Source organism: Escherichia sp. S10b (genome assembly GCF_028421345.1).
GTDB lineage: Bacteria > Pseudomonadota > Gammaproteobacteria > Enterobacterales > Enterobacteriaceae > ECMA0423.
Genome location: NZ_JAHZSO010000116.1, coordinates 1 through 2,126 on the forward strand (window position 1 = coordinate 1; position 2,126 = coordinate 2,126).

At 57.7% G+C, this 2,126-nt stretch carries 2 protein-coding genes and 1 pseudogene; 1 reads left to right on the forward strand and 2 read right to left on the reverse strand.

Features of this window, described 5'->3' with window-relative positions; genetic code table 11:
- Positions 1-222 precede the first annotated feature (222 nt).
- Positions 223-576: pseudogene (locus FTE26_RS08385) on the reverse strand (TCP-1/cpn60 chaperonin family protein); the annotation flags it as partial.
- A gap of 59 nt (positions 577-635) precedes the next feature.
- On the opposite strand from FTE26_RS08385, the gene FTE26_RS08390 reads away from it, so the two are divergent.
- Complete coding sequence (locus tag FTE26_RS08390; protein WP_014342204.1) at positions 636-1,184, forward strand: cation:proton antiporter domain-containing protein; 549 nt, start codon at positions 636-638, stop codon at positions 1,182-1,184.
- Between the two features lie 80 nt (positions 1,185-1,264).
- Here FTE26_RS08390 and FTE26_RS08395 read toward each other — a convergent pair whose 3' ends face one another.
- Positions 1,265-2,020: a 16S rRNA (guanine(1405)-N(7))-methyltransferase RmtB1 gene (locus FTE26_RS08395; protein WP_012372818.1), complete on the reverse strand. Its 756-nt coding sequence runs from the start codon at positions 2,018-2,020 to the stop codon at positions 1,265-1,267.
- Positions 2,021-2,126: the final 106 nt, after the last annotated feature.

Sequence of the window (2,126 nt, forward strand, 5' to 3'; positions counted from 1 at the left end):
GCCTGGTAAGCAGAGTTTTTGAAATGTAAGGCCTTTGAATAAGACAAAAGGCTGCCTCATCGCTAACTTTGCAACAGTGCCCATTGCCGCGGCGCGGGCACAACAAAAAGCCCGGCATCGCTGCCGGGCTCCGGCCCCGTCCTTGGGGCCTTGATGTCGGGTCGTTGCCGGGATCGGACCGCGCTGGCGCGGTCCGGTTCCCTGACGACCGGGCCAACCGGATCAGAAATCCATGCCGCCCATGCCGCCCATACCGCCAGCACCCGGCATGGCCGGCTCTTCCTTCTTCGGCACTTCGGCCACGACCACTTCGGTCGTGATCGCAAGGCCGGCGACGGAAGCGGCGTGCTGCAGGGCCGAGCGGGTCACCTTGGTCGGGTCCAGGATGCCCATGGCGATCATGTCGCCGAACTCGCCGGTGGCGGCGTTGTAGCCGTAGCTGCCTTCGCCGGCCTTGACGTTGGCCACGATCACGCTCGGTTCTTCACCGGCGTTGGCCACGATGGCGCGCAGCGGGGCTTCCAGCGCACGGCGGGTGATGGCGATGCCCAGGTTCTGGTCTTCGTTGATGCCCTGCCAGGGCAGATCCGTGCACAGCACCTTGCCGGCCGGCAGCCCTTTTTAAGCGGGTACATATGCGTGATACGATCAAGGTGCTCCTGCTGCTGGGCGCATCCTTTGCGCTGGTTGCGTTGGAGAAAACCCTGGGCGAAAGGGCGCTATTTTCCGGATTGCTGGCGGTGATGGGGATGGGCGTCACCCTTTTAAAAACCAACGCCCCGGTTGCAAAGCGTATATCCGGCAAATTTTCAAAGCTTTGGGTGGCGGCAGAAATCTGGCTGTTTGTGCTGGTGGGTGCAACGGTCAACATCCGTTACCTTTTCTCCGCCGGGCTAAGCGGCATGCTGCTGATCACAGCTGCGCTGCTGTTTCGCATGCTGGGCGTGTGGATGAGTACGCTGGGTACAGACCTATCCCGGAAGGAGCGCCTGTTCTGCATGATTGCCTATCTGCCCAAGGCAACGGTGCAGGCTGCAATCGGCGCTATTCCGCTGGCGATGGGGCTTGGCAGTGGGGAAACCATACTTGCGGTGGCGGTTCTTGCCATTATACTTACAGCGCCGCTGGGGGCGTTGGGCATCGAGCTGAGCTATAAAAGGCTGCTTCAAAAACAGCAGTCGTAGTGTGCTTGTTCGATAGAACAAAAGAGGAACGAAAAATATTTTTCGTTCCTCTTTTTTAGATGATTTGCCTTCTGATTGGCTTATCCATTCTTTTTTATCAAGTATATAAGTTCTGTTCCGATGGTCTTTTTATCCTCAATCTCAAACTCGGCGGGCAAGCCGCCCTCGAACCATGCGGCGTAGTTCGCCTCCATGCCTTTTCCACGCCCGCCTAAACTACGCGTGGGAAAGCTGACAGCCATGCGCGGGGTATTGAGGGATTGTAAAAGTGCCATGGCAGAACCGGCCTGCTCCCGCTCCAGCAGGGGCAAAAGCTTAAAAATCAGCGCCAGGTCGCCGGCTTCGGCGGGCGGCGCACACAGCACATCCTGCAGGGCAAAGGTAAAATCCCAATCTTTTTCCCTAGCAAAGGGGGTGATGACATCCCCCAATCCCTGGTGGATATCACAGCCCCACACGGATGCAATGCCGCGCTCGTATAGCGCCAAGGGGTTAAGACCGCAGGCGATATCCAGCACGCGGCGGGGAGTTTCGGCTGAAAAGATAAAATCGTACAGGGTATCCAGCTCGGCCAGTCGCTCCTTGGTGGAGGCATGCAGCGACAATGCCTTTTTTACATCGCCCGCAGAAAGCGCGGCGGCAGCAGCCTTGAGCGATTCCGGGGTGACATATGCCCCGCAAATTCCATGCAGCCGGGTGCGTGCAGCCTCTACGGTCTGTTTGGGGGATTTATGCCGCCCCCATTCCTCAGTCAGGATGCGCCGCACGGTATCCGGGCAAAGGGCGCGGTATTTTTTTGAGGCCAGGATGGAGGTGAGGGCATCGTTGATGTTCATCGGTGTCTCCTAAATCGTTTTCGGGGTCTGACGCTCAGTGGAACGAAAACTCACGTTAAGGGATTTTGGTCATGAGATTATCAAAAAGGATCTTCACCTAGATCCT

Bases quoted from the DNA above. Each gene is read 5' to 3' on its own strand.
- FTE26_RS08390 (WP_014342204.1), top strand. From the start codon at position 636: ATGCGTGATACGATCAAGGTGCTCCTGCTGCTGGGCGCATCCTTTGCG.
- FTE26_RS08395 (WP_012372818.1), bottom strand. From the start codon at position 2,020: ATGAACATCAACGATGCCCTCACCTCCATCCTGGCCTCAAAAAAATAC.